Here is a 6,594-nt window from a genome sequence, read left to right on the forward strand (position 1 = left end):
GCCTTCAAGTTGTTGAATTTGAAGGCGTTTTTCTTGTTCGAACTATTTCCCAGAGATAAACTCAAGCGTAGATTAATCTATGACTATCAAATGATTAGTGGGTTCGAAGTGTTTTATCAACTAGCTTTTCTATCTATCCAGGATTTCCATATGCCACCTGCCAAGTATATGATACGACAGGGGTTCATTCTAAATTGTGGCGCCGTTGAAGCAATTGGTATTGGTATTGGTATTCTGTGATTTGTTAATGGTTAGGGCAAAGTGATGTGGCAATATAGGATTGTATCCACTTACAACCCCTGCTGCTTGAAAATATTTTGCTGCCTTAATCAAAATATGGATCCATTATGTTAATGGGGTTATAAGGTATTTTATTCCAGAACTGCCCGGGGTTGATGCCTCCGTTTATAACATTGCTGTAGACTTCCTTCTTTTTCTTTGGGTTTGCCTGGTCGATACAGGTTAGTTTTGCTCTGACCTTTGTCTGAAGCTCTCCGTGGTAGACGGGGATAGTAAATTGCCAGTAGGCATTAGTTTCCAGTTGTAGCGTGTGATAGCTGTTCCCACACCAGCTACTCGGCAAATATTCTATGTCTTTCCATTCGCCTTTTTCGTTTTGAGCCTGCAGATTCATATACATCCTGCTGTCCTGTGCATCGAATTGTATAGTGTCGCCGGTAGTATTGCTAATAAAAAGTTTATAACCTGTGTATTGTTTTGCGAAAGTATCAATCAGCGCGGTATCGATTATTAGGGCCAGCAACTTATCGGGGAATCGTGACTCAGTTATTTTATGAGGCCTGTTGGACGAAACTGCCCAACCTCCGCTATCGTTAGCATCAGTATGTTTAGGTGTTGAATAAGCATAAAAGTATCCCCTGTTCATAAAGTCAATATTCAAAAGTTTGAGGCGGGTTGTGTCTTTTTCCTCATGCCAAACAATATCGCCGTTTGTATTTATGCAGGTGAGTTTATTATTTATAATTGCTTTAATAAGCCCATTGGCAAAACCATTTCTATCATATTGCTGCATGACTGGTGGAATAATAACCTTTCCTTTTAAGTTGGAGATTCCAAACAGGGCTGTATCGCTGTCATCATTCGTAAAATAGAAATAACCATTTGCAATTCCGGTCAGATCGATTTTTTCGTATTGGGGTGATATCACGAAATTGCCCAGCGTATCAATGATACCCGTGCCATCGTTTGTTTTTGCAACAGCATACCCGTTTGTAAATGTTTCAGTTGTGATATCATGAAAGGTATCTTTGCCTACCTGTTTAAAATTTCTGTCAATAAGAAGATGATCATAGTTTTCGAGCCTTATAAAGGCCCTACCGTTTGAAAAGTCGTTTACATTACTGAAATTGGTATCACTAAAAGCTAGCTCTCCTTTCAGGTTTATAAAACCACCGTAACTTTTTTCGGAATTATCCCCTTCTTTTTTATAAAGGATCGCTTTAACATAACCATCGTGAAACGCTTCATCGATAATACTTCCATCATGTGGCCTTTTAAAAAGAAGATTGCCCTTTGTGTCAATGGCGCCGTCAGTATATCCGTTTTTTCTATTATCATCTATTTCTACAAGCGCATAACCTTCTGAAAATGGTTTGATGGAAACGTATTTGTCGAAAGGAACAACAAACTTCCCATTGGTGTCAATAACTGCCTCTCTTTCGAATACATGCTTCTTTTTCGGCGAATTATATTGGCGGACCATGGCAACTCCGTAATTGAAATCGCCGATGAGGTCAAAAACGGTGTCTGCCAGCAGTTCTTTACTAGAGATATCAATAATCCCTTGTTTATTTGCCAGGGTAGTCACAACGCCTTTGCGATCATTAATGAAACGGATCGCTTTATAAGCATATGGGAATGCAATATTTCCTTTTATGTCGATGATCATAGGCTGTCCGTTTTTATAAACAAGCGCCAGGCCGTTCTTAAAGCTATAAGCCATATCGAACTGGGGTTGCAGAACAAAATTTCCCTGGGTATCGATATAACCATAACGTCCGTTGGGTCTTACCGCAGCCAGGCCTTCCGAAAAATTACTCCCGTTCAGGTAAATAGGCCTGATTACAACTTTTCCCTTATCGTTGATGTAACCAATGCTGTCGTGCTGAACAATGGTGAAAAGTGCTGTTGTTTGGCCAAATGTCAATTGTATAGAAAATAGTAATATAAGTGTGGTAAGGGCTTTCATGCATGATGGTTTAATATAGAGATGCGTTGACGTATCAAAATGCACAAACTTGGGTCCGAACGTATTGACCTAAAAATTTACTGGCAACATTCTTTAAACCAATAATGATCTATTCCATAGAACCGGTATCCCTTTTTAGTTTCAATAAAAACAAAGTCTATTGTGGGAGGATTGCTATTTTTGGTACTACGTGTTACCAACATTTGCCTAAACCGATATTTATTACCAACCTTCACAATTTCTTTCCTTGCATTAGAAGTGAAGATATCAGCAAACTCTACCTGTGATGACGTATATTCAAGTTTTGTCCTATCAATGATTCTTTTCTGAACTTCATCGTCAATAACCTCACCGAAACATTTATCAATGAAGTTATCAGTGGACCGAATTCTATCACATATCAATAAACTATCAAGGGCAATCTTTCTGAAGTTTTTTAGTCCGGGTTCTTTTAGAGATACAACAAAAGTTTTCCAGAATGAAAGGAATTTTAAATCATCTGCACTGGGAGGCGTTTTGGGTGCTTCCGGCTGCATTGATTCTACCATATCTTCTTCCTGCTCCGCTGTAGCTTCAAACAATCGTCTAGCTGTTAAAATACCAGTTTTTTTTAAAGCAAATAACTCTTCAACGAAATTACCGTAAATGGCAATGGCGCTGTCTCCAACTGTTTTAAAATAAGGTTTGGGATAGGAATACGTTACTTGTGCCCCGCTATAAATAATCGCTCTGGTAGGATAAGCAACTCTTTCAGCAAAATCAATTTTTACAGGCTTTATTTTCGTATGCTTATTGTATGCATGTTTATAGTCACCATCTGCATACGTGCCAGCCCAACGTCCGCCTTTAGTTTTGTAAACATCATTGTACATGTATTTCTGATGATAGTACGTTCCGCTGTCCGCCGAAACATACAGAAGAACATTTTTGAATTTTGAAAAAGGAGGTGTTCCATAATGGTCGTAGGCAACAAACTCAATAGTATCTTGTGGGAAATTGCCATATATTTTTTTGAGAATTGCATATTTTGCTTTGAAGCCGTTGTCCATAGAACCCCGTTTGTGGGGTAACGGTTCAACTAATAATTTTTCTCCTACAAAAGCAAATAATCTGTTGCTGTCAGTATTGCCATAGTTTCTTACAAAGCTTCTGGGTGTGTCAACTAATGAGGCTCTTTTACTATAATTTATTAGTGTATCATTTTTGCGGTTCTTAATTGAATCGCCTGACTGGCCGTCACAGCCTAAAAGCAGTGTCGCGAAAAAAACTGTTGTTGCACGAAATAGGGGCGTCATGATGTTGCGGTTAATGGTTCAACGCTTTGGATTCCTGGGAGCATTTGTTAAACGCCAGCTTGATTAAAGATAACATGTCATATTGGAAAAATAAATCTTGTAACATTTGAATCAGCCCACATGATACAAACTCATATTACCTGCTGTTGTTCATCGGCATGTGTGGTGTTCGAAATTCAAGAAAAGTTATTTTGCCTTTCCGAATAAAAATTAGTCCTGTGTTTTGATAAGGTGTCCATGAGTTACCTTCTCCGCCAACTGCCCAAGTAGCTTCATAGCTTGCCACGATAGCGTTGTCTGCCAAATGGGTATTTGCATTGTGGAAATATAACCTATGCCGAAAGAGAGAGTCAATAGGAACGAGCTTTGAATTTTGAAACTTGGCCAGGACGGTTGCACTGTCCGTACAATAGATAGAATACAGTTGATTGTTGTACGGAAAGGTCGTAAGTGTTCTGGTTGTGAAAGTGTCCGAGTAATACCTTACACCCGGCGGTGTAGTAGCGCCAGAAAATCTCTTGCCTTTGAGACTGTCAACTTCAACATACCAATTGCAAAAATTCTTTTGCTTTTCATCTTTTAGTTCATAAAGCTTAGTCGGGTCGTTGATAAAGAGATAATCCGAAAAGCCGCTCATGTGAGCAAGAAAATTGGAAACAACGTAAGCGTGGCCAAACTTAAAAACCTGTTGAACCGCTGTGGCAGGATAAGAGTATGTTTTATTTGTCTGCTTGTTCCAAAAGAAAACGGCCCCGCCAAATTCGCCTACTGAACAAGCATGAACATAATAAGTACCATCATTGTAATATGGTAGTCCGTACTTAAACGGCTGGGAGTTGTAATTCTTCAACGTCACCTCATGGTCAAGGAAATATAGATTGCTTTTTGTTCCGATGAAGATGGTGTCATTAAAAGGGTGAATGAAATCAGCTTTTACGTTTGAAAACCTAGCCGTAAAGCTATTGTCTTTTTGAAGCAAGGTGTCAAGCACAAATATTTTATGATCTGCCTGAAGGCAAAAAATATGTCCGCCAAAATAAACAGCGGATGTGATGACTGTATCAGCCTTTAAAGACTTCGAATCAATTGTAAAGTCTTTTGATTGCATCTGTTGTTCCTGAGTCCTGCAGGCAAAACAACCAATGGTGAAAATGAAGAAACTATAATATTTGATGACTTCCATTATAATAAGATGTAATGTTATATTTCCGATATTATACACTACTTTCAGCAGAAAACGTTTTTTGCAAACTATTATTTTTAACTACTTACGTAAAAGGCGCGGTTATTATTAATCGTGGAGACTAAATACTTCTAATGCTTACATCTTTTTAAGTTTTAGGCGGTTCATTAGTTTATTTTGATTGAAGGTAACTGCCTTTGGGGGTAAGTGTTATTCAATTGTAAGTCCTATCAAAGAGAAATTTCTCTCGTTACCCGTCTGAACTTGCTCCATCAAAATGGGCGTGTCTTTGCGGTTCAAATAAGTTACACGGACAGTAAAAAACACATTAGCTGTGTCATTAATGAAAAACTTTTTTGTAACCGTTCCTTTTAAGATCAAGTCTTTCCTTTCGTTAAATGCCCATTCAGTTGTTGGACAGTTATAATGAACTGCGTTGCGATTTCCTTCTGATGTGTCAACGGGCATGTATATCGTTATATTGTCACCTACTTTAAACTTGTTGTAGTTAGAGACCGCTCGAGTTTTCTGTTTCTCATTGCAGTCTATTATAGGCTGCCAATAAGCTTTGTAAGTTTCAACTTGCTTGTCAAGTTCAATTTCCTTTTTATTTAGCGTCCGATGTAGAGAGGTTAAGATGATTGACGAGATATCGTCAGGAGCATAAATGCCTAATGCTTTAAAATAGTTTCTCAGTGCAGTGTCTCTGTCACTGTAAACCCAATTGTTTCGTATCCATATTCCAGTGCCTTGGTGTAACTCTATTACGGCATCCCTTTCAGGCTTGTTTTTAAAATTGTCAAGTTCAGCCGGTGTCCATTGCTGTTGAAAATACAAAACTGCTTCATCCAAATTTTGGGGCAATTTGATTTGTGCCTTGCAACTTGTCAGAAGAAACAAGCATGTAAAGAAAAATGTCAGTTTGGGTAAAGTCATTTTTGAATTATAAGGTCTGTCAAACATTACAGCAAACAACTAAGATTGTTGTCCACTTAAAAATGGCTGTTTCGTCAATTGATCCTGGTAGTCAGTTTTCCTAAAGAATGGCCATACATCGTAGTCGCCTAACTTTTGCCACTCATAATATGAAATAATATGCTCTTCTCTTTTGCTCCTATAATGGTGTCCGAGTGTAATGACTGATAATATTAGATCCGTTAATGAAAATCGAAACAGTGGATTGTTCGTATTGTAATATGGCCACTCATACCTCTTGTCGGAATATAGAAATAAAATACACCGTGCAATGATTCTCAATATATCCTTTGTTAACGCATCAGATTTTACAAGTTTATGATTTCTTGTATCGTCATATAGCCCCCAACACAATTCAAGCATAGGCTTAATAATAGGATCGTCATCGTCACTCTTTGCTAATTTAGAACGATGATATTGCTCTGGGAGCCATCCGTCCGATACGTTTTCCATAACGGCTTCCTCAAAGTCGTCGTTTGAAATTAACCCAACGGATAAATGGCGCAAATGTAGTGCGAGTTTTTTTCTACGCTCCTTGTCTACCATGTTGATGATTTTGATGGGGTATTATACCTCTATTATACGCCACCTTAAACCAAAAAACAATTTTTTTCAAGCGTTTTTTAGGTTCTTAGCAAAAATGGCCTAGTTATCACAAAGCAACTCAAATACGACTCAAGTCAGGTTTAAATCATCCAGCGGATTTATTATTTTTGGTAATGCCCCAACTGTCAGATCATATTGTAGCTATTTCATATAATCATTAGTAAATCTTTATTTGAAATAACCTTTTTGTTCGAACACAATCCCCTTCGCCAACACATATATCTTTTTCACGTTGTTGTTTGAATCTTTGTCAAATACCTATTGCAAAAATCGACAATCTTATTAAGACTCTCCCCAAATCGGTTCGAAAGTTGTAACCTACAGCC

Annotated in this window: 6 protein-coding genes; 1 reads left to right on the forward strand and 5 read right to left on the reverse strand. The window is 38.0% G+C overall.

Annotation, left to right across the window (positions count from 1 at the left end):
- Positions 1-240: hypothetical protein (locus A4R26_RS35345; RefSeq protein WP_207625683.1), on the forward strand; the 240-nt coding region annotated here is incomplete at its 5' end.
- Between the two features lie 85 nt (positions 241-325).
- Here the strand turns inward: A4R26_RS35345 and A4R26_RS05395 are convergent.
- The 5 genes from A4R26_RS05395 to A4R26_RS05415 all read right to left on the reverse strand — a co-directional run bounded on the left by A4R26_RS05395 (position 326) and on the right by A4R26_RS05415 (position 6,208).
- Positions 326-2,209, reverse strand: a complete 1,884-nt coding sequence (locus tag A4R26_RS05395) for a WG repeat-containing protein (RefSeq protein WP_081161758.1) — start codon at positions 2,207-2,209, stop codon at positions 326-328.
- A 77-nt stretch (positions 2,210-2,286) separates the two neighbouring features.
- A complete protein-coding gene (locus tag A4R26_RS05400) occupies positions 2,287-3,504 on the reverse strand; it encodes a hypothetical protein (protein ID WP_081161761.1) in 1,218 nt (405 codons plus the stop codon).
- A 136-nt stretch (positions 3,505-3,640) separates the two neighbouring features.
- On the reverse strand, positions 3,641-4,687 hold the full coding sequence (locus A4R26_RS05405) for a hypothetical protein (RefSeq protein WP_081161764.1): 1,047 nt from the start codon (positions 4,685-4,687) through the stop codon (positions 3,641-3,643).
- Positions 4,688-4,897: 210 nt separating this feature from the next.
- On the reverse strand, positions 4,898-5,539 hold the full coding sequence (locus tag A4R26_RS05410) for a DUF6794 domain-containing protein (RefSeq protein WP_133054552.1): 642 nt from the start codon (positions 5,537-5,539) through the stop codon (positions 4,898-4,900).
- A gap of 123 nt (positions 5,540-5,662) precedes the next feature.
- Complete coding sequence (locus A4R26_RS05415; protein WP_081161770.1) at positions 5,663-6,208, reverse strand: hypothetical protein; 546 nt, start codon at positions 6,206-6,208, stop codon at positions 5,663-5,665.
- Positions 6,209-6,594: the final 386 nt, after the last annotated feature.

The sequence above is a fragment of the Niastella populi genome, from assembly GCF_002078015.1.
GTDB lineage: Bacteria > Bacteroidota > Bacteroidia > Chitinophagales > Chitinophagaceae > Niastella > Niastella populi.